Annotated in this window: 20 protein-coding genes and 1 pseudogene; 8 read left to right on the top strand and 13 right to left on the bottom strand. The window is 66.3% G+C overall.

Going from position 1 to position 23,712, the window contains the following annotated elements; translation table 11 throughout:
* The first annotated feature begins 4 nt into the window (after positions 1 to 4).
* The gene (locus tag G6N27_RS07220; RefSeq protein WP_163775723.1) at positions 5 to 1,057 is read left to right on the top strand and encodes a sulfate/molybdate ABC transporter ATP-binding protein; all 1,053 of its coding nucleotides are present in this window, start codon (positions 5 to 7) and stop codon (positions 1,055 to 1,057) included.
* Here G6N27_RS07220 and G6N27_RS07215 read toward each other — a convergent pair whose 3' ends face one another.
* The 3 genes from G6N27_RS07215 to G6N27_RS07205 are packed head-to-tail and all read right to left on the bottom strand — an operon-like array spanning position 1,058 to position 4,139.
* Positions 1,058 to 1,771, bottom strand: a complete 714-nt coding sequence (locus G6N27_RS07215; RefSeq protein ID WP_163775722.1) for a sirohydrochlorin chelatase — start codon at positions 1,769 to 1,771, stop codon at positions 1,058 to 1,060.
* The gene (locus G6N27_RS07210; RefSeq protein ID WP_163775721.1) at positions 1,750 to 2,481 is read right to left on the bottom strand and encodes a phosphoadenylyl-sulfate reductase; all 732 of its coding nucleotides are present in this window, start codon (positions 2,479 to 2,481) and stop codon (positions 1,750 to 1,752) included. Before G6N27_RS07210 ends, G6N27_RS07215 begins: the two co-directional genes overlap by 22 nt.
* Positions 2,478 to 4,139 (bottom strand): nitrite/sulfite reductase, encoded by a 1,662-nt coding sequence (locus G6N27_RS07205; protein WP_163775720.1) that lies wholly within the window; start codon positions 4,137 to 4,139, stop codon positions 2,478 to 2,480. The genes G6N27_RS07210 and G6N27_RS07205 overlap by 4 nt, the downstream gene beginning before the upstream one ends.
* 348 nt (positions 4,140 to 4,487) lie before the next feature.
* Here G6N27_RS07205 and hemW point away from each other — a divergent pair, with 348 nt between their 5' ends.
* Positions 4,488 to 5,660, top strand: coding sequence for a radical SAM family heme chaperone HemW (hemW, locus tag G6N27_RS07200; RefSeq protein WP_232064908.1), 1,173 nt, complete (start codon positions 4,488 to 4,490; stop codon positions 5,658 to 5,660).
* A gap of 6 nt (positions 5,661 to 5,666) precedes the next feature.
* Here the strand turns inward: hemW and G6N27_RS07195 are convergent, their stop codons facing one another.
* Entirely contained in the window at positions 5,667 to 7,136 is a 1,470-nt protein-coding gene (locus G6N27_RS07195; protein WP_163781472.1) for an HNH endonuclease signature motif containing protein, read from the bottom strand.
* Positions 7,137 to 7,256: 120 nt separating this feature from the next.
* On the opposite strand from G6N27_RS07195, the gene G6N27_RS07190 reads away from it, so the two are divergent.
* The 3 genes from G6N27_RS07190 to G6N27_RS07180 are packed head-to-tail and all read left to right on the top strand — an operon-like array spanning position 7,257 to position 10,038.
* Positions 7,257 to 8,429 carry a cytochrome P450 gene (locus G6N27_RS07190; protein ID WP_163775718.1) on the top strand — a complete coding sequence of 391 codons (1,173 nt, stop codon included), beginning with the start codon at positions 7,257 to 7,259 and terminating at the stop codon, positions 8,427 to 8,429.
* Positions 8,426 to 8,617, top strand: coding sequence for a ferredoxin (locus G6N27_RS07185; protein ID WP_163775717.1), 192 nt, complete (start codon positions 8,426 to 8,428; stop codon positions 8,615 to 8,617). The genes G6N27_RS07190 and G6N27_RS07185 overlap by 4 nt, the downstream gene beginning before the upstream one ends.
* Before the next feature lie 59 nt (positions 8,618 to 8,676).
* Positions 8,677 to 10,038, top strand: a complete 1,362-nt coding sequence (locus G6N27_RS07180; protein WP_163775716.1) for a salicylate synthase — start codon at positions 8,677 to 8,679, stop codon at positions 10,036 to 10,038.
* Here G6N27_RS07180 and G6N27_RS07175 read toward each other — a convergent pair.
* From G6N27_RS07175 to G6N27_RS07150, 6 genes and pseudogenes are all read right to left on the bottom strand, one after another.
* Positions 10,035 to 10,949, bottom strand: coding sequence for a MerR family transcriptional regulator (locus G6N27_RS07175; RefSeq protein WP_163775715.1), 915 nt, complete (start codon positions 10,947 to 10,949; stop codon positions 10,035 to 10,037). The two genes, G6N27_RS07180 and G6N27_RS07175, sit on opposite strands and share 4 nt — an antisense overlap.
* Positions 10,950 to 10,952: 3 nt before the next feature.
* Positions 10,953 to 12,448: pseudogene (locus G6N27_RS07170) on the bottom strand (flavin-containing monooxygenase).
* The gene (locus tag G6N27_RS07165; RefSeq protein WP_163775714.1) at positions 12,448 to 13,368 is read right to left on the bottom strand and encodes a ferritin-like domain-containing protein; all 921 of its coding nucleotides are present in this window, start codon (positions 13,366 to 13,368) and stop codon (positions 12,448 to 12,450) included. Before G6N27_RS07165 ends, G6N27_RS07170 begins: the two are co-directional and overlap by 1 nt.
* Before the next feature lie 24 nt (positions 13,369 to 13,392).
* Positions 13,393 to 14,241, bottom strand: coding sequence for an SDR family NAD(P)-dependent oxidoreductase (locus G6N27_RS07160; RefSeq protein WP_163775713.1), 849 nt, complete (start codon positions 14,239 to 14,241; stop codon positions 13,393 to 13,395).
* A 2-nt stretch (positions 14,242 to 14,243) separates the two neighbouring features.
* Positions 14,244 to 15,230 carry an alpha/beta hydrolase gene (locus G6N27_RS07155; protein WP_163775712.1) on the bottom strand — a complete coding sequence of 329 codons (987 nt, stop codon included), beginning with the start codon at positions 15,228 to 15,230 and terminating at the stop codon, positions 14,244 to 14,246.
* Between the two features lie 70 nt (positions 15,231 to 15,300).
* On the bottom strand, positions 15,301 to 15,678 hold the full coding sequence (locus G6N27_RS07150) for a nuclear transport factor 2 family protein (protein WP_163775711.1): 378 nt from the start codon (positions 15,676 to 15,678) through the stop codon (positions 15,301 to 15,303).
* A 64-nt stretch (positions 15,679 to 15,742) separates the two neighbouring features.
* Between G6N27_RS07150 and G6N27_RS07145 the strand changes: the two genes are divergently transcribed.
* The gene (locus G6N27_RS07145; RefSeq protein WP_197746526.1) at positions 15,743 to 16,348 is read left to right on the top strand and encodes a DNA-3-methyladenine glycosylase I; all 606 of its coding nucleotides are present in this window, start codon (positions 15,743 to 15,745) and stop codon (positions 16,346 to 16,348) included.
* Here G6N27_RS07145 and G6N27_RS07140 read toward each other — a convergent pair.
* The 3 genes from G6N27_RS07140 to G6N27_RS07130 form a co-directional block, all read right to left on the bottom strand.
* Positions 16,337 to 16,510 carry a hypothetical protein gene (locus G6N27_RS07140; protein ID WP_163775710.1) on the bottom strand — a complete coding sequence of 58 codons (174 nt, stop codon included), beginning with the start codon at positions 16,508 to 16,510 and terminating at the stop codon, positions 16,337 to 16,339. The two genes, G6N27_RS07145 and G6N27_RS07140, sit on opposite strands and share 12 nt — an antisense overlap.
* Before the next feature lie 107 nt (positions 16,511 to 16,617).
* Entirely contained in the window at positions 16,618 to 18,243 is a 1,626-nt protein-coding gene (locus tag G6N27_RS07135) for a (2,3-dihydroxybenzoyl)adenylate synthase (protein WP_163775709.1), read from the bottom strand.
* A gap of 40 nt (positions 18,244 to 18,283) precedes the next feature.
* Complete coding sequence (locus tag G6N27_RS07130; protein ID WP_163775708.1) at positions 18,284 to 19,213, bottom strand: hypothetical protein; 930 nt, start codon at positions 19,211 to 19,213, stop codon at positions 18,284 to 18,286.
* Between the two features lie 204 nt (positions 19,214 to 19,417).
* On the opposite strand from G6N27_RS07130, the gene G6N27_RS07125 reads away from it, so the two are divergent.
* Both G6N27_RS07125 and G6N27_RS07120 read left to right on the top strand, forming a co-directional pair.
* Positions 19,418 to 22,924 (top strand): non-ribosomal peptide synthetase, encoded by a 3,507-nt coding sequence (locus tag G6N27_RS07125; protein WP_232064907.1) that lies wholly within the window; start codon positions 19,418 to 19,420, stop codon positions 22,922 to 22,924.
* Complete coding sequence (locus G6N27_RS07120) at positions 22,921 to 23,688, top strand: thioesterase II family protein (RefSeq protein ID WP_163775707.1); 768 nt, start codon at positions 22,921 to 22,923, stop codon at positions 23,686 to 23,688. The genes G6N27_RS07125 and G6N27_RS07120 overlap by 4 nt, the downstream gene beginning before the upstream one ends.
* The last annotated feature ends 24 nt before the right edge of the window (positions 23,689 to 23,712 follow it).

The following is a 23,712-nucleotide window of genomic DNA, read 5'->3' as shown; positions in this document are numbered from 1 at the left end:
CTTCGTGACTAACGCGATTGTCGTACGCGGCGCCAACAAACGCTACGGCGATTTCGCCGCACTGGACAACGTCGACTTCGAGGTGCCCGACGGCTCCCTCACCGCGCTGCTGGGGCCCAGCGGTTCGGGCAAGTCGACGCTGTTACGCGCCATCGCCGGACTCGACCAACCGGACAGCGGGACGATCACGATCAACGGCCAAGACGTCACCGGTATCCCACCGCAGCGGCGCGGCATCGGATTCGTGTTCCAGCATTACGCGGCCTTCAAGCATCTGACCGTTCGTGACAATGTGGCCTTCGGGCTGAAGATCCGCAAACGGCCCAAGGCCGAGATCGCCGCGAAGGTCGACAATCTGCTCGAGGTGGTGGGGCTCAGCGGATTCCAAACCCGTTACCCCAGTCAGCTTTCCGGCGGTCAGCGCCAGCGCATGGCACTGGCGCGCGCGCTGGCCGTCGACCCCAAGGTGCTGCTGCTCGACGAGCCTTTCGGCGCGCTCGACGCCAAGGTCCGCGAGGACTTGCGGACATGGCTGCGCCGCTTGCACGACGAGGTGCATGTCACGACCGTGCTGGTCACCCACGACCAGGCCGAGGCATTGGATGTCGCTGACCGGATCGCCGTGCTCAAAGATGGCCGCATAGAACAGGTGGGATCCCCGCGGGACGTCTACGACACACCGGTGAACCCGTTCGTGATGTCATTTCTCGGCGCGGTCTCCACGCTGAACGGTGCGCTGGTCCGCCCGCATGACCTCCGGGTCGGTCGCAGTCCCGATATGAAGATCGCGTCCGACGACGGCACTGCCGATTCCGCCGGAGTGGTCCGGGCCACCATCGACCGCGTGGTCATGCTGGGCTTCGAAGTGCGCGTGGAATTGACCAACGCCGCCACCGGCAAGCCGTTCATCGCGCAGATCACTCGCGGTGATGCCGAGGCGCTGGGTCTGAAAGCGGGAGACACCGTCTACGTTCGCGCCACGCGGGTGCCGACGCTGCTCGGCGAGCCGTCTACGAACGTCGACGCCGCGGCCGACGCACTCACGTCGACGCCGTAATCAGGCGGCGATCGGTTCGGCGAGCGCTGTATCGAAGCGATCCAGCACCGTCTCGGCCACGAGCTGGTGTGAGCCCAGCGGTGCTGCCATCGGAATACCTTCTCCCGCTGCATATTTGAGCACCCGATCGGTCAGTTGGCCGGGCGCCAGGAACCACGGCGCGATCACCATGCGCCGAGCGCCGTTGCGGCGCAGCCGATCGACGGCATCGGCCGGTGACGGGCCCGATCCGGTGGCGAACGCGGTCGTCGCGGTGGCCCATCGAGTGCCCGCGATCAGCTTGCCCGCCACGTCAGCGGTACGGGCATTGGCTGCGGCGTGCGTCGAGCCGATGGCGACCACCACCAAACCTAGCTCGGAATCGGTTGTGCTGAGTCCTAATTCGGCGATGCGCTCATGCATCACAGCGACGAGCCGGTCGTCCTCGCCCAGCACGGCCGCCTGTCGCACGCTGACCCCGCAGTCGGCGATCTGCCGCGGGATGTCTGTGCGGGCGTGGTAGGCGTCGGCCAACAGGAACGGGCTGACAACCGCTCCCGGGGTCAGGGCGTCGACCAGGCGTGGAGTGTTCAGGTCGCAGAACGCGACGCGCACATCCAACCCCGGGCGCAGACGGCGAATCCGGCTTGCGACAGCCTGTGCATTGGCCGCCGACCGCGGATCCCGGCTGCCATGCGCCGTGAGCACGAGCGTCACGACGCGTGCAGCCCGCATTCGGTCTTGGACAGTCCCTGCCAACGCCCACTGCGCGGGTCGGCACCCTCGACTGGCTTGGCCGTGCACGGCGCGCAGCCGATCGACGGATAGCCTTCGTAGACAAGCGGATTGACCAACACGTCGTGCTCGTCGATGTAGTCCTGCATATCGTCGTCGGACCAGGTCGCCAACGGATTGATCTTCACCAGGCCGAACGCCTCGTCGAAGCTGACCAGCGGGGCGTTGGCGCGCGTCGGCGCTTCGACCCGCCGCAGGCCGGTCACCCACGCGGAGTAGCCGCGCAGCGCCTTGGACAGCGGGGCGACCTTGCGAAGCCGGCAGCATTCGCTGGGCTTGCGGGCGAACAGATCCTTGCCCAGCAGGTCGTCCTGCTGGGCGACCGTGTGCTCTGGCGTGACGTTGAGCACCCGAACGTCGTAGACGGCCTCGACCGCATCGCGGGTGCCAATCGTCTCCACAAAGTGATATCCGGTGTCCAAGAACAACACTGGCACGCCGGGACGGACTTTGGCCGCCATGTCGACCAAGACGGCGTCCTGCATGTTCGACGCCACCACGTAGTTACAGGTCGCGGTGGATCGGGGGCCTCGCACGCCGCCGAAGTTCTCGTCGGTCCAGCGCAGTAGGTCGGCGGCACTGGCGCCCTCCAACTCCGCCGCACCTTTCTCGGCCAGTTCGCGTAGCTCGGCTTCGGTCAAGTTGCTCATCGCAGATCCGCCTCCTCGGCACGCAGCGCCCACGTCGCGAAACGTTCCCCTGTGTCGCGCTGCTTGATGAAATTGCGGACGACCCGGTCGATGTAATCGCCGAGTTCGTCGCTGGTCACTTTGTGCTGGCGCAGTTTTCGGCCAAAACCACTGTCAAGACCCAGGCTGCCGCCTAGGTGAACCTGGAAACCCTCGACGGAATTCCCGTCGCCGTCGTCGACCATCTGGCCCTTGAATCCGATGTCGGCGATCTGAATTCGGGCACAGGAGTTGGGACAGCCGTTGATGTTCACCGTGACCGGCACGTCGAGGTCGGCGTTGATGTCGTCGAGCCGGCGTTCCAGTTCGGGCACCAGCGACTGGGAACGCACCCGAGTCTCGGCGAAGGACAGCTTGCAGTATTCGATACCGGTACAGGCCATCAGGTTTCGACGCCAATGCGATGGCCGCGAGGGCAGTCCCAGCGCGTCCAGGCCGGCGACCAACTCGTCCAGTTTGTCGTCGGCGACGTCGAGGATGATCAGCTTCTGGTACGGGGTGAAGCTGACTCGGGTCGATCCGGCCTGCTCGGCCAGGTCGGCCACCGCGGCCAGAATGGTGCCCGATACCCGTCCGGCGATCGGGGCGACCCCGACCGCGTTGAGTCCGCTCTTGAGGCGCTGCACGCCGACGTGGTCGATCGGGCGGGTGAGCGGCTCGGGCGCCGGGCCGTCGATGAGTTTGCGCTTCAGGTACTCGGTTTCGAGGACCTCGCGGAACTTCTCGATGCCCCAGTCCTTGATCAGGAACTTCAGCCGGGCCTTGGCCCGCAGTCGTCGGTAGCCGTAGTCACGGAACAGTGAGGTGACGGCCTCCCAGACGTCGGGAACCTCGTCGAGTGGCACCCACGCGCCGACCCGTTGGGCCAGCATCGGGTTGGTGGACAGGCCACCGCCCACCCACAAATCCAGTCCGGGGCCGTGCTCGGGATGGTTGACGCCGATGAACGCGATGTCGTTGATCTCGTGGGCGACGTCCTGCAGACCGGAGATCGCGGTCTTGTACTTGCGCGGCAGGTTGGAGAACTCTGGGTTACCGATGTAGCGACGGACGATCTCGTTGATCGCCGGCGTCGGGTCGAGAACCTCGTCGACCGACTCACCGGCCAGCGGGGAGCCCAGGACTACACGCGGGCAGTCACCGCACGCCTCGGTCGTCTGCAGCCCCACCTCGGCCAGCCGGTCCCAGATCGCGGGTACGTCTTCGATCCGGATCCAGTGGTATTGCACGTTTTCCCGGTCGGAGATGTCGGCGGTGTCGCGCGCGTATTCGATGGAGATCTCACCGAGCGTGCGCAGCGCCGCCGTCGAGATCGCGCCGCCGTCGCAACGCACCCGCATCATGAAGTACTTGGCTTCGAGCAGGTCGATGTTCTCGTCGCCGGTGAAGCTGCCGTCGTAGCCCTGTTCGCGTTGGGTGTAGAGCCCGGCCCAGCGCATCCGGCCACGCAGGTCGTTCTTCTCGATGCTGTCGAAGCCGGTTTTGGAGTACTGGTTGAGGATTCGGTCGCGCACATTGAGCGCATCGTCGTCCTGCTTGAACTGCTCGTTGGGATTGAGCGGCTCGCGCTCACCAAGCGCCCACTGACCTTGGCTTTTGGTGGGGCGGGGCGACGACATTCGGCAATCTCCTTAATGGAGGAGCCGGCTTGGGACCGCGCACATCACCGGTTGGCTGTCCCGGCGGCGCAGATCCGGGGGCCAGCTGAAAGTACTGGTGGGCGGGTCTACGACATCAAGCCAGACAGCGACAGCTGCACACACGCAAGAAGTCGACATGGCGACGCGCCACCAACGCGATACGGAAATTGGGGTGGGCGGCGGTCACTCGGCCATTGTGCCATGGATGGCGCGGGCCGCTGTAACCAGGGGCGACTTTGGCTCAGCATGAGCGAAAATATGCGAAGCACCAGGGCCGCGCCGCCCAGCGCTGGAGGTTCGGCCAGCACTGAGGAATATTGGGACGGCGTGACGGCATCCCCTGTGGCGGTCGAGCTGCCCGAATTGCGATTGAGCCCGGGCGGACCGTTCGGCATCTACATTCACGTGCCGTTCTGCTTCACCCGCTGCGGCTACTGCGACTTCAACACCTATACCCCCGCCGAACTGGGCGGGGTCAACCCGGACGCGTGGCTCGAGGTGTTGCGGTCGGAGCTCGAACTGGCGGCGGCGCGGCTGGGCGCACCGACCGTGCAGACGGTGTTCGTCGGCGGCGGGACCCCGTCACTGCTGGGCGGGGCGCGGATCGCCTCGGTCATGGACGCGGTGCGCGACAACTTCGAGCTGGCACCGGACGCCGAGGTCACCACCGAAGCCAACCCGGAGTCGGCGTGGCCGGACTTCTTCGCGGCCGCCCGCGCGGCGGGCTTCACCAGGGTGTCGCTGGGCATGCAATCGGTGTCACCGCGGGTGCTCGGTGTTCTCGACCGGATTCACACGCCGAACCGGTCGGCCGCGGCTGCGCGCGAGGCGCTTGCTGAAGGATTCGAGCACGTCAGCCTCGACCTGATCTACGGCACACCGGGGGAGTCCGACGACGACCTGCTGCGCTCGGTCGACACGGCCATCGAGACCGGCGTCGATCACGTGTCCGCGTACGCCTTAGTTGTCGAGAACGGCACCGCGCTGGCGCGGCGGGTCCGCAGCGGCGAGCTCGCCGCTCCCGACGACGACGTGCTGGCGCATCGCTACGAATTGGCGGACGAGCGGCTGTCGGCGGCCGGGTTCGAGTGGTACGAGGTGTCGAACTGGAGCCGCCCGGGCGGACAATGCCGGCACAATCTGGGCTATTGGGACGGCGGTCAGTGGTGGGGCGCCGGGCCCGGCGCGCACAGTTTCGTCGGCGCGACTCGCTGGTGGAATGTCAAGCATCCCAACGCTTATGCCCAACTCTTGGCTGGCGCGACGTTGCCGGTCGCCGGTTTCGAACAGTTGGATGTCGATAGCCGACACACCGAGGAGGTGCTGCTGCGCATCCGGCTGCGCCAGGGTCTGGCGGTGGAACTGCTGGATGAGGCCGAGCGTCAACGCGCCGATACCGCGATCGAGGACGGCTTGTTGATCCCCGAGGGCGAACGCCTGGTGCTCACCGACCGGGGGAGGTTGCTGGCCGACGGAGTCGTCCGCATGCTGCTGGACTAGCACCGGTCAGAAGGGCGGCGGGTCGTAACCCGCTGCGCGTCTTCGGCGCTGTTCGCAAAGTCGCTCTGCGGCGAGCCGTTGTTCGTTGTCCTGACGCTCAGCGGCGACGCGATAACGGCGATCTTCTGCCCGTGTGCGTTTCCGTCGCGGCATCATCAATCCATCTGCGCTACTGGATGTTTCATCTCTCTGAGTGATCTTCAGCTCTCCGGTCGGGGTGGCCAGCACGGGGAAGAAGAAGCTGCCGCCGGGTGTCGTCGAGTAAACCTGGCCGCTCGGCGCGGTCCACGTGACGGTGCCGTCGGCAAGTTGTCGATCTCTCCAGCCGCCGGACCCCGAGTAGAACGTCTTGAGTAAGTGATGGTAGCGGCACAATAGTTTCAGATTCGATGCGTGCGTGGGACCCATCGGGAAGGGCACGGTGTGGTCGAGATCGCAGACTTCAGCTGGTTGGTCGCATCCCGGGAACCGGCACGTCAAATCCCGGCAGCGCACGAATTCGGCCAACGCCGTCGATGGTCGGTAACCGGGCTCGGCATCGGCTGACGGCAGCTTCAGCGGCTTGATCTTCGCGCTTTTGGCCATGTCGCGCAGGGTGTTCGAGCCCACCGGCCCGAACGTCTGCAGGTATCCGGGCGACTGTGAGTCACCACTGATCGTCGCCTGCTCGGCCAAGACATGAATCACCACGTCGAACGCCGGGCGCCGTTGCGTTGCAGAGCAGTCCGGCGTATTGCATTGGCAGCGCATCGCCGTCAGGCCGCCGGCCAATGCGGCCAACGCGTCCGCCCGGCGTTGTTGTTTGGTGCGCGGATCTGCCGCGCAGACCGTTTGGGCGAGCGCGTCGAGCTTCTGATCTATAGCCACGCCGTCGGCAATGTGCAGCTGCGCCCAGACCCCGGCCAAACCTGCATCGGTGGGCCCGATTTCGACATAGCGATTCTCGCTGTGCTCCCGCGGCACTCGTTTGCCGGCCGGATCGAATCGCATGACCCACATATCGATGCGCTCGAAAAGCCTTGGCCCGGAGAGCCGCATCCACTTTGGCGCGTGCGTGGCGATGGCGGCATCCAGCTTGGCGACCAAGGCCGGATTCTCAACCAGCTCAGTGCGACATACGACCGCGGCCATCGCCCGGAAGTCGATGAGTCCGCGGGCGAAAACCTCGGCGACGCGAGGGAGGCGCTCACGTAGGGCGATCGCATAGCGCAACCTCCCGCGGGCCCGGCCGCGGCTGATACCCAAGGCCGCAGCGACTTCGGCCACGACGTTTTCATGGCCGTCGATGGCCCAGTTGTCCCGATCGACATCGTCTGCGGGTGCACGACGCGCATACAACTCACCGATCGCCGCCAGCTCCCGCCCGCACATCGCATTCTGGCGGCGCGCCGCATCGCTGATGACGTCCACCACGCCGGCATCGTCAACACCCGAAAAGGTGCCTACGAGCTGCGGCGATCCCTCGGCATCGAACATATATTCGATAATAGCGGGGTCCACCGACAGGAAGTTCGCCAGCATGAATCCGCCGTTTGGCCCCCGGAAATAACTGCTGAATCGTCTGCCCGCATCGGCCGTTGGTGTCAGGCTGGCCTGATGGCAGATACCGAAGGGTATGTCGACCAGGCGGTGGCGGGTCTTGCCGAGCCGCAGCCGATGTACAAGGCGCTGCGCGAGTCGACCCCGGTGTTCCGGTCGCCGCAAGCGGTTGTGCTCAGCCGGCTGGCCGACATCGAGATGGCACTCAAGCACACCGAGCTGTTCTCGTCCAACATGGACGCCGTCGACCTGGGCAACGTGCGACCGCTGATTCCACTGCAGATCGACCCGCCTGAGCACGCGAAGTACCGCCGTATCCTCGACCCGCTTTTCACCCCGCGCGAAATGGCCAAGCGTGAACCGCGCGTCACCGAGCTGGTGAACGAGATGATCGACCGCTTCGTCGATCGCGGTGAATGCGACTTTCACGAAGAGTTCGCCGTCCCGCTGCCCTGCACGGTGTTTCTGCAGTTGCTCGGCCTGCCGCTGGAAGACCTGGATCAATTTCTGGAGTGGAAGGACGGCGTGATCCGCCCGGAGGGCGAATCCGGATACGACCGCCGCCACGAGGCCACGGCCCCTGCGGCACAACAGATTTACGACTACTTTGAACGCGCCATCGAGGACCATATCGCCCGCCCGCGCGACGACGTGCTGTCCTCGCTGATTGACGCGAAAGTCGAGGGGAGACCGCTGACGCATGAGGAGATCCTCGACATCTGCTTTCTGTTCCTGATCGCCGGGCTGGACACGGTGACCGACTCGCTCGACTGCTTCTTCGTCTACCTGGCCCGCCACCCCGACCACCGGCATCAGCTCGTCGAGCAACCGGACATCTTGCCGAGCGCCATCGAGGAGTTGCTGCGCTGGGAGACACCGGTGCCCGGCGTCGTCCGCGTCGCGATGGACGACGTCGAGGTCGGCGGCTGCCCGATCAGCAAGGGGGAGCGGGTCAGCCCGTTGCTGGGTGCCGCGAACACCGACCCCGCGGAGTTCCCCGACCCGGAACTGGTCGACTTCTGCCGCAACCCGAACCGGCACCGGGCCTTCGGCGGCGGTCCGCACCGCTGTCTGGGCTCCCACCTGGCCCGCATGGAATTGCGGGTCGCATTGCGCGAATTCCACCGCCGCATACCGGATTACGAGATCAAGCCCGGTACCCAGTTGACGTACACGGCCGCGCTGCGATCGGTGGAGTCGCTGCCGCTGACGTTCCCGGTGCCGACGTGATACGCGTCGATGTGGACGCCGAGCGTTGCGTCGGTCATGGCCGCTGCTACAGCTTGGCGCCTGAGATCTTCGACGCCGACGAGGTCGGTCACTCGATAGTGCTCGTCGGCGAAGTTTCGGGTGAGCGTGAGGCGCGGGCGGTTGACGCCCAGCGGAACTGCCCGGAGGGCGCCATCACGTTGTCGTGATCGGCTGGGCGCGGACAGGGATACCCGCGCGTTGATAGGTTAGGCTACATTTACTAACCGTGACCGATCTCGGTGTCGAACCCAATCAGGCAAGCGCCGCGTCACTGTCCCTTCGGCTGCCCGCTGACATCGCACCCGCCGACCTGGCCGCCGAGTTGGCGTCGGCATTGCCCGAGCGTGACGGCGAGGAGTACCTGCTCTACGAATACGACGGCCAATGGGTGCTGGCGATCGGCGCGCTGGCCGTCGTCGAGCTGGACTGCGACGAGCTTCGCATCATCCGCGACGGGGTGACGCAGCGAGAAGCCTGGTCCGGCCGGCCGGGGCCGGTGCTCGGCGAGGCGGTCGACCGGCTGCTGCTGGAGACCGACCAGGCGTTCGGCTGGATCGCCTTCGAATTTGGTGCCTATCGGTTCGGTCTGCAGGAGCGTCTCGCGCCGCACACCCCACTGGCCCGGGTGCTCTGGCCCCGCACCCGAATCGTCGTCACCGGCGAGACCGTCAGCCTGATCGACGCCGACGAGCGCCAGCGCGACGTGGTCGCCCGGTTGCTGAGCGCGGGTCCGCCCCCGACGCCGAGCGCGTCGGCAATAGACGTGGCCGCCGACACCTCGGACTACCGGGCCCGCGTCGGCGCGGCGATCGGTGAGATCGCCACCGGGGCCTACCACAAGGTGATTCTGTCCCGCTGCGTGAATGTGCCTTTCCCCCTGGACTTTCCGTCGACCTACCGGCTGGGACGGCGTCACAACACCCCCGCGCGTTCGTTCCTGTTGCGGTTCGGCGGATTCCGGGCGCTGGGATACAGCCCCGAATTGGTGGCCGCGGTGCGCGACGACGGGGTGGCGGTGACCGAACCACTGGCCGGCACCCGGGCTTTGGGCCGCGGCGCGGTGCGCGACCGGCAGGCCCGCGACGAGCTCGAGTCCGACAGCAAGGAAATCGTCGAGCACGCCATGTCGGTGCGCAGCTCATTGCAGGAGATCACCGAGGTCGCCGAACCCGGCACCGCCGCCGTCGTCGACTTCATGACAGTGCGCGAGCGCGGCAGCGTGCAGCATCTCGGTTCGACGGTCACCGGCCGACTGGATGCGTCCAAAGACCGGATGGATGCGCTGGAGACGCTGTTCCCTGCGGTTACCGCTTCGGGCATTCCCAAGGCGGCCGGCGTGGACGCCATCCTGCGGCTCGACGAGGCCCCCCGTGAGTTGTATTCCGGTGCGGTGGTGATGTTTTCGGCCGACGGCCGATTGGATGCTGCGCTCACGCTGCGAGCGGCCTACGAACGCGACGGCCGTACCTGGCTGAGGGCCGGGGCAGGCATCATCGGCGCCTCGGATCCCGACCGGGAATTCGAAGAGACCTGCGAGAAGCTGACCACGCTGGCGCCGCACCTGGTGGCGCTTCGCCTACTGCCCTAGCCGGCGTCGGCGTCCGGGGCACCCTCCAGGTAGTCGGCCAGGATGCTGCTGACCAGCGACTCGATCGTCGATTCGATCGACGAGGCGAGAGTGGCGGTCACCGACGCGACGGCCTGGGTGCGCAGCCGGACCAGCATGGTGATCAGTTGGGCGATCTCGGTGTCGGCGGGCAGGGCTTCGCGAGGCTTAATCCGGTGGGCGACGTGCTCGGCGCCCGCCCGCACCAGCAGCTCGCTGATCTGGTCGATCAACGGGACGATCTGCTCGTGCAGGTCGATGAGTTTGTCCATGCTCACGCCGTAGCCGCGGATCTCGTTGAACGCCTCGATCAGCTTCGGCCGGGTGAGCGTGGCCTGGTCGCCGTCGATACGGATCACCTGCAGCCGCTCCAGGCGGTCAAAAGCCTTGTCGTCGTTGATCAGTCGCTGCGCCGCGGTCAGCGGCATGGTCTCGGACTTCTCGGTGGTCCAGGTGCCGACGATCGCGGTCTCCAAGCCGAGCACGTCGCCGAGGTTCTTGCCTTCCTCCCAGGCGCTGAGCATCTCCCGGACGTGCGCGATGTTGTAGCCGCGGTCGAGCATCGAGGTGATGAGCCGCAGCCGGGTCAGGTGGGTGTCGTTGTAGAGCGCGATGCGCCCGACCCGCAGCGGTGGCGGTAACAGCCCGCGGTCGCGGTACACCCGGACGTTGCGGGTGGTGGTGCCGGCCAGCCGGGCCAAGTCGTCGATGCGGTATTCCCCGAAGCCCGGCGCACCGTGCGGCTGGCGGACCGCCGCGTCGAACAGCTGCGACACGGCGTTCTCGATGACCTCCCGCGACTGGCGCCGAACGCGTTTGGGCGCGCGTCGCAAGTTGGCCAAGATCCCGGCGATGGTGCCGGTCTCTGTGCGGGGTGGTCGGTCGGGGGCCATCGTTCAGGCAGACGAGCTGACGCGGGCGGCAGTTCGTTCGACCGCGTCGTAGTCGGCGTAGCGGAAGTCGCGCATCTGTCGAAGATACTGCGTCGCGAAACCTGGGTACATCGACGCGTTGAACCCGTCCTTGGTCAGATACCAACTGTTGCAACCCGTCATCCACGTCGTCTTGGTGAGCCGCCGCTGGAGGCGCTCGTTGTAGCGGCGCTGGACGTCGTGGCGGACGTCGAGGTAACGCAGGTCGTTGCGCAGGATGGTGGTGATACCACTGACGGCGTAGTCGAGCTGGCCTTCGACGTAGACCAGCAGCGAGTTGTGGCCGGGCCCGGAGTTGGGACCTGTGGTGAAGAACAGGTTCGGATAGCCATGCGCGCTGGCGCTCTTGTAAGCCTGTGCGCCGCCGGACCATTCGGCAGCCAGCGTGCGGCCACCGAGCCCGGTGACCGGGAACGGCGGACCGTCCAGGTGCACGTCGTAGCCGGTGGCGAAGACGATGCAGTCCACGTGGTGTTCGACGCCGTCGCTGGTGCGGATGCCGACGGGGCTCAGGGTCGCAATCGGCCAGTCGATCAGCTTGCAGTTGTCGCGCTGCAGCGCGGGGTAGTAGTCACTGGAGACCAGCATCCGTTTGCAACCCGGGGTGAAGTCGGGGGTGAGCTGACGGCGTAGCCACGGGTCTTTGACCTGCCGGTGCAGATGCAGGCGACCCAGCCGGGCCACCAGCGAGGTGGCCGGAGTGTTCCATACCAGAGCGGTGGCGCTGGCCTCGTGGCCCCAGTACAACGCCTGGCGGGCAAGCTGTTGCACGGCAGGAACTTTGGCGAACACCTTCTGCACTGCGGGGGGTGTTGCGACATCCACGCGGGGCAGCACCCAACCCGGGGTTCGCTGGAAGACCTTGACGAAGTCGGCCTGCTTGACCAGTTCGGGGATGATCTGGATGGCGCTGGCCCCGGTGCCGATCACCGCGACCCGCTTTCCGGCGAAGTCGTAGTCGTGATCCCACCGGGCGCTGTGGATCCTGTGCCCGGTGTAGGAGTCGATGCCGCGGATCTCGGGGAAGCTGGAGTCCGGCAGCGGCCCGGATGCCAGGATGACGGTCCTTGCCCGAAAGCGTTTGCGGCTCTTCGTGGTTGCGGTCACACGCCGGCGTCCTCGTCGAACGACAGCCCGGTGACCTCTTGGCCGAACTGGATGTGGCGGCGGATGTCGAACCGGTCGGCCATGTCTTCGATGTGTTCGCAGATTTCGCCGGCCGGCGAGTAGGTCCGTGACCACGTCGGGTTCTTGACGAACGAATACGAATACAGCAGCGACGGGATGTCGCAGCTGGCGCCCGGATAGCTGGTGTCGCGCCAGGTTCCGCCCACCCGGTCGCTGCGTTCCAGGATCACGATGTCGTCGACGCCGGCTTCGACCAATTTGATCGCGGCGCCGAGTCCGCTGAAACCGGCTCCGACGATCAGCGTGTCGTAGATGTGTGTGTTGGGCACGATCAGGCCGCCGGCTCGTGGGTGACTTCTTTGACCCAGCTGGGTACTGACGGCAGCAGGGGCCGCGGATACCGATCAGAAAGCCAGACCATCGAATTCGCCAGCAGGTGGTAGGGGTGGCGCGGATTCGTGACCACTCCGGCGTAGCGCCTCAGGAACCGATAAGTCGGCACCCGGCTGGTCTTTTCGCCACGATCACCGAGCTCTTTGAATCGTTTCACGGCCCGATAAAGCCGCTCGGGCTCCATGCCCATGTCGGTGATCTCGTTGCGGATCCGATTGATCAGCGGTGCGCCCATGATCGCGCCGATGATCAGACCCGGAGTGGCGTTGCGACCGACGAAGTCGATCAGCAGACGGCGGATCTTCGCGTGGCCGATCATGTCGAGAACCTCGAAATCGACGACCAGATGCCGTGATTCGTCGTTGTTGATCTTCTCGAACACCTGGTGACAGACCGGGTCGTGCACCTCGTCGAGCAGGAACTTCAGCAGCGCGCCGTCCAGCGCGACTTCGAGCATCGGGATGACGGTGCCGAGCAGAGACAGCGGCATGTCGTCAGCCCAGCGGTCCAGCCAGTCGATAGCCAGCCGGATGTTCACGTTCGGCTCGGGAACCTCGCCGTCCTCGAGCATGCCCCACCGCTTCATCAGCGCCAGTTCGGCGTTGGCGTGCCGCTGCTCCTCGGCGTGGAAGTAGCGATAAATCTGGGCGATGGTCGGTGTGGGCGCCTTTTTCGCCAGCGCCGCGAACCCCCGCGCGCCGATGTTCTCGATCCAGCACAGGTCGGCCATGAACGCCTTGAGCTGTGGCCGCTGTTCGTCGGTGATCGTCTCGGCACCGGGTGCGTCCCAATCGATGTCGGCAAGCGCCCACTGGCGATCCTTGATCTTCACCAGCATCGCGTCCATGTCGATACTCATCGGAGTCCTCCTTCGGATGGGTCTTTAGAGCGGGGCGATCCGGGACACCAGGCCGACGGCGCGGGTGTACGTTCCGGGAACCAGTCGCTTGATGCTCCAGCCGATTTTGGCTTCGAGCTGCGGCATGCAGTACAGGTCGCCGCGGTCGTGGGCGTCCAGACAGGTCTTCGCGACTTTTTCCGCCGACACGCCAGTCCAGCGCATGATCCTGTGCGCGAACTGGTTCGTCTCGGCCGAGATGCGGCCGGCTTCGAGTATGTTCGTCTTGACGAAGGTGGGGCACAGGGCGGTGACTTTCACTCCGCTGCCGGACAATTCGGCGGCCAAGGTCTCCGACAGCGACAGCGCACCGGCCTTGCTGACGTTGTAGGCCGCCATGCTGGGCGCGGCGCCGAACGCCGCGGCGGAGGCGACGTTGATGATGCCCCGCGGCGTGTTCGAGGGTTCGGCGGACCGCAGGATCGGCGCGAAGACGTGGCAGCCGTGGATGGGTCCCCACAGGTTGATGCCCAGCACCCACTGCCAATCTTCGATGGGAAGTTCGCCGATCGGGGCGCCGCCCGAGCCGACGCCGGCATTGTTGATCACCAGCGTCGGCGTGGTTCCGAACCAGGACTGCGACTGGACGGCCAGTTCCTGGACGTCGCCGAGTTGGGTTACGTCGCAGGCGATTGCGACCGCGTCGGCGCCGAGGTCGGTTATCGCGCTGACCGTCCTCTTCGCGGCGACTTCGTCGATGTCGCTGCACACGACCCGACCGCCACGTTTGGCGAGTTCGACGGCGAACGCCGCGCCGATACCGCTGCCCGCACCCGTCACCACCGCACGAGCGTGGTGGCTCACCTTGGGCGACTTGCCGAACGGTCCGATCATGGTCAATCTGCCTTTCCTGCCATGGCGTCAAAATCGCTGGCCCGCAATGACGTTGTGATGAAGTGCGCCGCGTGCCTCATAGCTTTCGCGGCTTCGGGCGACAACCGTGGCAGCGCCTGGAAGACGTGCACTTGGTCTGGCCAGACCTGAAGCTCGCAGCGGCCTCCGCCGGCGTGGATATCGGCGGCGAGTCGCCTCGCATCGCTGAGCAGCATCTCGGCGCCACCGGCCTGGATCAGCGTCGGCGGTAGCGCAGGCCCGCCGGCCACGTCGAGAGCCAGGCGTTCGTGCGTGGGATCGACGTCGCGGGTGTACAAGGCGAGCAGACGGGCGGCGTCGGAGACCCGGATGGCTGGGTCGCGACGCAACGCCTCGCGCACGCGAGCCAGGCCGAGCGTCAGATCGATCAGCGGCGAGAACAGCACCAGCGCAGCGGCTTTGGCGGCTTCGGCCTCCGATTGCAGCAGCAGGTCCACCGTCAAATGGCCGCCGGCTGAATCCCCGGCAATGACAACACGTTCCGGCGGCACGTGACCGACCAGCCAGTCCCATCCCGCCCGCACGTCATGGGCGGCGGTGGGGAAGCGGTGCCGCGGCGCCAGACGATAGTCGACGGCGAACACCGGTAAGCCGGTCAACCGCGACAGCCACGAGGTCAGCCGACGGTGTGTTCGCGGGGAGCACAGCGCATAGCCGCTGCCGTGGACGAAGTAGATCGCATTGTCGGTGCTGTGCACGCCGGGCGCACGGACCCATTCGCCGACCACTCGACGACCGTCGGGCAGTACGCCGTCGACCCTCTCAGCGCGGGCGCCGGCCAGTGGGGGACCGAACGCGTCCATGACGCCGGCCAGGATCCGGCGTGACAGCCAGAGCCCCCAGGCCTGTTCGGGCGGCAAAACCGCGCTGATCTGGCGCAATGTCAGCGTGCTGACGAGGGCTGCACCACGCGATCGCAGTGATCCGCGGCCCGACGCTGGGTCCGTCATGCGACTGAGTCAACACAAAATGGTGACATTAGTCAATGGCAAGGTCTGGCGAGTCGCCGCTCAGTCCGTCTCACATCGGTTCGACCCACTGAGCGCGAGATGGCCCCGGCTCGAATGGATCGCCGAAATACTGGGTCTCACGAACGACCTTGGCGCCGTCGAATTCCATGACGCTGACGACGTAATACGGGTGGTCGTCGTATGTCATCACCAACTCGGTGACCCACAGATCGCCGCCACCCAGGGTCCGCCGGACGGTGAACCGCTTCGCATTCGGTTGTGCGGTGCGCGACGCCTGGATGTTGCGCCGCCCGCGGATCCGCTCACCCGATTGCGGATACTCGAGAACCGCTTCCTCGGAATAGATTTCGTGTTCAGCTTCAAATTCGTTGGCATCCGATGCCGTCCAATGCCGCGATAAGGCGGCCCGCACTTCGTCGTCCCGCATCGAGGTCCTTCTTTCCTGGCGCTCGGGACTCAACATAGCTGAGCTGCCGATTATTGTCGTGGGTATGAAGGCCATGGCCGGCATCGGCATGCCGCCGCAGCTGCCCACCGTCGTCACCGCCGCCGACGGAATCACCCGCTGCCGCTGGGCCACTGAGACGGGCCGCGATCTGACCGGTTATCACGATGCCGAGTGGGGTACGCCGACGCACGACGAGGCGGCGCTTTTCGAAACGCTCGCGCTGACGTACTTCGAGAACGGCCTGTCGTGGCTGGCCGTCTTCGACAAGCGGGACAACTTCCGCAGAGCGTTTAGTGAATTCGAGCCAACCGCAGTGGCCGCGATGACGTCCGCGGATGTCGACCGATTGATGGCTGACCGCTCCATCATTCGCAACCGGCGCAAGATCGAAGCGACGGTGCACAACGCCCGCGTCATGTTGTCGTGCTCGTTGGCGCAATTGGCGTGGGACCATCAGCCTCGGCGTCACTATCCGTTGCGGAGCTGGGCTGACGGCCGGATGGACAGCCCGGAATCCCATCTTCTTTCGGCAGCGTTGCGGGAAAAAGGTTTTCGGCTCGTCGGGCCCGTCGTCGCGCATTCGTTCATGCAAACCGTCGGGATCGAGAACGGTCACTTCGACGGATGTTTTAGGAGCTCAGCCCTCTAGATGGGCGTTGTGGGGCACCGTCGACAGCGGTGACGCCATCGCGGCGCCCGACCCGAGGATGGCGGCGGCGGAGGCGAGTACCGAGAGGACGCCCGCCAAGACCGGCCGCCGAGCCGTGCTGTCGTCGCTGACCGACGTGCTAACAAGACTTGATCTCAACATTTCACCTCCTCGGGCAATTGAACTCGAGGCTAGTGGCCAAAGCTAAGGCGTCTCTGTCCGAACTCGATGAATTCGTCTGAATCTTAAGGCGCAGGTTTAATTTCCGGTTATCCCGACTGCAACTGCTGGGCGATGGCCTTCTTGTCGACCTTGCCGACCGGTGTGGTGGGCAGCGCAGTCATCTCGGTCAGCACATCGGGTCGAGCGTGGGTGGCTACGCCGCGTTGGGTGAGAAAATCGTTCAACTCCGACAGCGTCACTGGGGCCCCGGTGAAAACGACTGCCGCGCAGATTTTTTCGCCAAGATATGGATCCTTCAGCGCGACGGCTGCGGCCGATCCGATCGACGGGTGCGCCCGCAGGTGCTCTTCGATGTCGCCCGCGGCGACGGTTTCGCCGCCGCGATGAATGACGTCTTTCACCCGGCCGGTGACTTCCAGATAGCCATCGAGGTGCGTGCGGACCAGGTCGCCGCTGCGGTAGAAGCCGTCGGGGTCGAACGAGCGGGCGTTGTCGGCTTCGGCGTTGAAATACCCGTTGATGGTGTAGGGCCCCCGCACCAGCAGTTCTCCTTCGGCACCGGCCTGCGCCGGCTGGCCGGCGTCGTCGACGACGCGCAGTTCGTCGTCGTCGCACAGCGGCCGGCCCTGGGTGTGGTCGACCAATTCCGGCGGGTCGCCCGGCCGCGTGTAACACAACAGACCCTCGGCCATCCCGAACACCTGCTGCAGGCCGGGCGTCAGCGTCGCACGGATCCGACGGGCGTCGTCAGCCTCCAATTTCGCGCCGCCGACCTGCAGGAGCCGCAGCGATGTCGGCGTCTCGGGCTCCCACTCGGTGGCCTCGGCCCACAAGTTGGCCAACGCCGGTACCAGCGCAGTGACCGTGACGCCGTGGCGCGCGATCGCAGCGAAGGCTGACTCCGGGCTGGGGTTGGTGAGAAACACTGTGGTCGCGCCGACCGCGATGGCGCCGAGCAGACCCGGGCAGGCCAGCGGAAAGTTGTGGGCGGACGGCAGCGCCGCGAGGTACACGTCATCGGAGGTCAGCGTGCACAGCTCGGCGCTGGCGGTGGCGTTGTAGACGTAGTCGTCGTGGGTGCGGGGGATGAGCTTCGGCAGGCCGGTCGTGCCGCCGGAAACCAGCAGCAGCGCAGGCGAACTCGGGTCCGGGGTGCTCCGCGTGTGCCGCTCGTCCCGGCAGGCACGCACCTGCGACCACGGCACGAACGATTCGGGGTCGCCGTCGACGATGACGTGCTGCAGCCCGCGATGCTCCTGCGTGAGCTGCCGTGCCATCGGGCGGTAGTCGAATCCGGCTGCGGTGTCGGGAATTATCAGCGCCGTCGCGTCGCTGACGCCGGCGAAATGCCCCAACTCGGTGGCGCGATGGCCGGTCAGACACATCACCGGGATCGCGCCGGCGCGCAGCAGCCCGAACAACGCCACCGCGAACTCGCAGCCGTTGGGCAGTTGCAGCAGCACCCGATCGCCTTGCGTGATGCCCAACGCCGCGAGCCCGGCGGCGGCGCGATCGGCTCGTTCGTCGAGTTGGGTGAAGGTCAGTCGTTGCGGCCCGCCCGCATCGATCACCCCGATGCGGGCGGGCCAGCGGCGAGCGGCGTCGGACAGCAACGAGTCGAGAGTCCGGCCGGTCCAGTAGCCGGCGGAGCGGTAGCGCGCCGCGCGGTCCGGCGGAAAAGGCACAAAGCCGTCCAGAGTGGAAGACGACATTGCCTGCCTCCTGTGCTCCCCGCCCAACCGCGTTCGTTGTTTAGAAGCTAAACGACTCACTCAGTGCGGTGGCCAGTTGCTCCGGCCACGTCACGAACAGCTCTTCGAGGACGCTGCCGGTATTGAGCAGGCCGGTGAACGTTTCGCCGCTCACGGCCAGGGGATAGCCGTTGAGCAGGTCGCCGGTCAGGTCGGACGGCAAGTTGTTCAGATCGGTCAACGCCTGGCTGAAATCCCCGGCGGAGAAGTCGGCCGCGATGCCCTGCACATCCTGGGACAGGCCGAAGGCGACGCCGATCTGCGGAGCGAGCAGCGCATCGCCGAGGGCTTTGAGCTCGTTGTAGTTGCCGAACGTCTCGAGCAGATTCGTCTGGATCTGCGACAGTTCGACAGGGATCGACAGCGTGGTCGCTCCCTTGCTGGTCTCGTCGAGAAGCGGGCTCAGCAGTGGTTTCAGCGTGTGGTCCACCGACTCCAACGACCACGCGTCGAAGTAGCTGAAGGCGTTGAGCAGGTTGCCTTGTTCCAGCGCGGCCGAGATCTCCTGCAGCGTGCTGCCGGTCTCGATACCGTCCGGACCCGACACCGATCCGCCGAACAGCCCGAAGACGTAGCCGTCGTCGCTGCCGTACCACCCGCCGTCGAGCGAGTTCTGGATGCCGGACTCGACGCCGGTCAGCGCGCTGCTGAACTGGCCGCCGAACTCCGTCGACAGCGCGCTGAACGCCGACGACAGGTCGGAACTCGACGCTGTCGCGTTGGCTTCCAGGGTCTGCACGTTGGCTTCCGCTGCCGCGACGACCTGTGACCAGGTTTCTTCGCCGGCGACCAGCCTGACTGTCCGGTGCTCGACGTTGGACATCCCGGTGCCCGGGTTGAGCGCCAAGAGGCCGACGCCTATCGCTGAGAAGCCGGCGAACAGCAGCCGGTTCTTGTGAAAGATGTTCTGCGGCGGGGGGATTGACTGCACGGCTGCTCCTTGTGTGACCGTCGATGAAATGTGGCGCCATCGCCAGGCGCGACGGGACGCTACCTGAGATTTGACTGAGTGACAATAGGTAAGCCTAACCTAATTAAGGCGTGGAGCCGCAGCGCGGTAGCGTCCCGGGTACCCAGCAATTAAAGTAGCCAGCAATTTAGGCTAGCCTCCACTAAGTAGTAGGAGGGTTGGGTTGTGTTGACCGGTGGAGTCGGGGCTTCCGTTGCAGGCAGCCCGGGTGCGGTGCGCGCTGAGGTTGCCGACTTGCTCGGCGTCAGCGCTGACGCTGTCGACCCCGGCGGCAACCTGATCAGCCAGGGTCTCGACTCGATACGGATGATGTCGCTGGCCGGGCGATGGCGTCGCCGCGGTATCGACGTCGACTTCGCCGCACTGGCCGCGGACCCGACGATCGAGGCGTGGTCGATGCTCGTGTCCGCGGGCGAAGCGTGCGCTGCGCATTCCGATGACGCGCCGGCGTCGACGAGTGAGCCCGACGATGCCTTTCCGCTCGCCCCGATGCAGCACGCCATGTGGGTGGGGCGCCACGACAGTCAACCTCTCGGCGGTGTTGCCGGCCATCTCTACGTCGAATTCGACGGCGGGGCAATCGATCCCGAGCGTTTGCGGCGGGCGGCCACGGACCTGGCCGCGCGGCACCCGATGCTGCGAGTCCGGTTCCTGTCCGACGGGACCCAGCAGATCGACTCTCCGCAAGAACAATCGGACTTCCCCGTCACGGTTCACGACTTCCGGAATGTCGCCGAATCCACCGTCGACGAACGCCTCAACGAGCTTCGGGAAGCCAAATCGCACCAACAACTCGACGGCCAGGTGCTGGAGCTGACGCTCTCGATGCTGCCCGGCGAACGCACGCGCCTGCACGTCGATTTGGACATGCAAGCCGCCGACGCGATGAGCTATCGCACGCTGATGACCGATCTGGCGAAGTTGTACCGCGGCGAGACGCTTCCGGAATTGCGGTACAGCTACCGGCAATACCGCCGAGAGATTGTGCGGCGTGAAGCCGGACCGCAACCGGCTGTCGACGCCGACCGGGACTGGTGGTCGCGGCGCATCCCAGAATTGCCGGACCCGCCCAAGCTGCCGTATGTCAACCGAAAAATGATGTCCCGCAAGAGTACTCGGCGTTGGCAGTGGTTTGACCCAGATACCCGCGATGCGCTGTTCGGCAACGCCCGCGTCCGAGGTGTCACTCCCGCGATGATGTTCGCCGCGGCGTTCGCCCACACCCTGGCGTGCTGGTCGGGCACCTCGCGATTCCTGCTCAACCTGCCGCTGTTCGGCCGCGAGGCCTTCCATCCCGACGTGGACAGCCTCGTCGGTGATTTCACCTCGTCGCTGCTGCTCGACATCGATCTGTCCGGCACCACCGATGCCGCATCGCGGGCGTGGGCGGTCCAAGACGCCATGCGGACCGCGGCGGCGCACTCGAAATATTCGGGCCTGTCAGTACTTCGCGACCTCGGCCGCCACCGCGGCACCCCGGTGCTGGCACCGGTCGTATTCACCAGCGCGCTCGGACTCGGCGAGCTGTTCTGTGACCAGGTCACCGAAGCGTTCGGCACGCCAAGCTGGATCATCTCGCAAGGACCGCAGGTTGCGCTCGACGCGCAGATCACCGAATTCGATGGTGGCGTCCTGGTGAACTGGGATGTCCGCGAAGACGCGTTTGCTCCCGGCGTCATCGACGCCATGTTCGCGCACTGCGTCGACGAATTGCTGCGGCTGGCCGCCGGCGACGACGGCTGGGACCGGCGGAGCGTTGCTCCGCTGCCCGCGGCCCAGCGGGCGGTGCGGGATGGGGTCAACGGCCGCAGCGCCGAGCCGGGCGGAGAGGCGTTGCACGACGGGTTCTTCCGCTGCGCCGAGGCGCGGCCCGACGCGCCCGCGGTCTATGCCAGCTCGGGCGATCTCAGCTACCGGCAGCTGCGTGATCAGGTATGTGCGGTGGCGGCGGCGTTGCGTGACAACGGTGTCGGCGCCGGCGACACGGTCGCGGTGATGGGACCCAAGTGTGCCGAGCAAATCCCGGCGCTGCTCGCCATCCTGGCGGTCGGCGGCGTCTACCTGCCGATCGGTGTCGACCAGCCCGATGACCGCGCCGAGCGCATCCTCCAGACCGGCCAGGTAGGTCTGGCCCTGGTGGGCGGCGGGCAGCCGCTCGCGTTACCGGTGCCGGCGCTGGCCATCGCGGACGTGCTGCGCGATGCGCCCATCGATGCCGAGATTCGGCCCGCGACAACACATCCCGGCGAGCTGGCCTACGTGCTGTTCACGTCGGGCTCCACCGGTGAACCGAAGGGTGTCGAAGTCACCCACGACGCCGCGATGAACACGGTGGAATTTCTCACCCGGCACTTCGAGATCGGTGCTCGCGACCGGTGCCTGGCGTTGTCGACGCTGGAGTGCGACATGTCAGTGCTGGACATCTTCGCCACGCTGCGGGCCGGCGGGGCGATCGTTGTCGTGGACGAGGCCCACCGTCGCGACCCAGACGTCTGGGCACGGCTGATCGAGACCCACGCGGTGACGGTGCTGAACTTCCTGCCGGGCTGGCTCGAGATGCTCGTCGAGGTGGGCGCCGACCGGCTGTCGTCGCTGCGCGTGGTACCCACCGGCGGCGACTGGGTACGACCGCAACTGGCCAGCCTGCTCAAAGCCCAAGCGCCGCAACTGCGTTTCGCCGGTCTCGGTGGTGCCACCGAGACCGCCGTTCACGCGACGATCTGCGAGCCGACCGAGTTGCCGTCAGACTGGACCGCCGTGCCGTACGGCACACCGTTTCCCAACAACGCCTGCCGGGTGGTCGACGACATGGGCGGCGATTGTCCCGACTGGGTCGTCGGCGAGTTGTGGATTTCTGGACGCGGTATCGCCCGGGGCTACCGTGGACGTCCGGATCTGACGGCCCAGCGTTTTGTCGAGCACGATGGCCGTACTTGGTATCGCACCGGCGATTTGGCCCGGTATTGGCCGGACGGCACGCTGGAGTTCGCCGGACGCGCCGACCACCGCGTCAAACTCAGTGGCTACCGTGTCGAGCTCGGTGAGGTTGAAGCCGCGCTGCGTCAGATACCCGGTGTGGCAATGGGTGTCGCGGCCCTTGTGCCGACGCCGGGCGGTGCCGAGATGCTGGCCGCAGCCGTCCAGGCGGACAACCGCGAGCTGACCGCCGCCGGCGTGCGGGAAGCGATGGCCGAATCGGTTCCAGAGCACATGATCCCGCGTCGGGTGGCACTGGTCGACCAGATTCCGTTCACGGTCGGCGGCAAGATCGACCGGCGTGCCGTCGCACGCGAACTGGCGGCCGGCGTCGCCGAGTCGGCCGAGCCGGATCGGCGCGCCCCGTCGACTCCACTGGAATCCGCTCTGGTGGCGATCGTCGGCGACGTGCTCGGGGAGTCGGTCGGTGTCGACGACGACTTCTTCGTACTCGGCGGGGACTCCGTGCTGGCAACGCAGACCATTGCCCGCATCAGGGCCTGGCTGGACACCCCCGGCGCGATGGTCGCCGACATTTTCGCGACTCGAACGGTTTGCGCGCTTGCCGATCTGCTCAGCCGCCGCGAGGGCGACCCCTGTCGGCTCGATCAGGTCGCCGAGCTCTACCTCGAAGTCATCCAGATGGAGGCCGGCAACGTCGCGGCGGCTATTGCTGAAACCGAAGCGGTGCAATGATTTTCAATAATCTCACGACGGTGGCCAAGCAGGAATTCCCGGCCTGGATCAAACGGGTACCCGGTCGAGACGGCGGGGGACGGGTCGGCGCCACGGTGGTGTTCCCGCACGCGGGTGGAGCCGCTGTGGGCTACCGGAAATTCGCGACCGCGCTGGCCGCGGGCGGCGACACGTACATCGTGCAGTACCCGCAGCGCGCCGACCGGCTCGCTGACCCTGCCCCGGGCACCGTCCACGATCTGGCTCGCGGATTGTTCGTGTCCGCTCCGTGGCGTCGGGTGGCGCCGCTTCGGCTCTTCGGCCACAGCATGGGCGCCGTCGTCGCGTTCGAGTTCGCCCGAATCGCCGAATCACGCGGTGCCGCAGTGGAGCGGCTGTGGGCGTCGGCGGCCCCGGCGCCATCGGCGGTCGCCGAGATGCCCGAGCTGCCCACCAGCCACGACGACCTCCTCCTCGACGTCGCCGAACTCGGTGGCACCGACGCCGATCTGCTTGCCGACCCCGAATTCGCCGAGTTGCTGGTGACCGCGATCCGGTCCGACTACCAGGCGATCAACCGGTACAACTGCGACGCCGACGTCCGCATCCGCGCCGATATCTCCGCGCTCGGCGCCCGCGGCGATCACCGGGTGAGCGCTGCCAATCTGGAGTTGTGGGGTGAGCACACCGCGGGCTCATTCGACCTGTCCTGGTATGACGGCGGGCACTTTTACCTCGACGACCACATCGATGCGATTGCCGCACGGGTGAATGCCGGTGGTTGACAACACATCCGACGTCGATCCGAT

It is taken from the genome of Mycobacterium cookii, from assembly GCF_010727945.1.
GTDB classification, from domain to species: domain Bacteria; phylum Actinomycetota; class Actinomycetes; order Mycobacteriales; family Mycobacteriaceae; genus Mycobacterium; species Mycobacterium cookii.
The sequence above is the reverse complement of the archived record's forward strand: the minus strand, read 5'-3'. Positions and strand labels throughout refer to the sequence as shown.